This is a genomic window from Lewinella sp. IMCC34191, from assembly GCF_003390935.1.
GTDB lineage: Bacteria > Bacteroidota > Bacteroidia > Chitinophagales > Saprospiraceae > Neolewinella.
In genome coordinates this window covers 1-255 of sequence record NZ_QNQZ01000043.1, presented here as the reverse complement: position 1 = coordinate 255, position 255 = coordinate 1, and the positions used below count along the sequence as shown (strand labels likewise).

1 rRNA gene is annotated in these 255 nt (G+C 50.2%); it reads right to left on the bottom strand.

Going from position 1 to position 255, the window contains the following annotated elements:
* Positions 1-86, bottom strand: a 5S ribosomal RNA gene (gene rrf / locus DRW39_RS22140); the annotation flags it as partial.
* Positions 87-255 lie beyond the last annotated feature (169 nt).

The following is a 255-nucleotide window of genomic DNA, read 5'->3' as shown; positions in this document are numbered from 1 at the left end:
TCAAGCCCAAGTACCATCGGCGCTGGGCAGCTTAACTTCTCTGTTCGGAATGGTAAGAGGTGATCCTGCCCGCAATAGCCACCAAAGTCTTTTGCCTGGCCCCCTCTCCTCTGACGAGGGCGGGGGGAGAGGCCGTTTCTTTGATAACGATCAACAAGTTCGATAAGAGAGCTTCAGTCCTTTCAACTGATCCATACGGTTCGTCCACGGCACATAAAGACCGTAACTGATTATTATAATACTTCTACAAGCGTG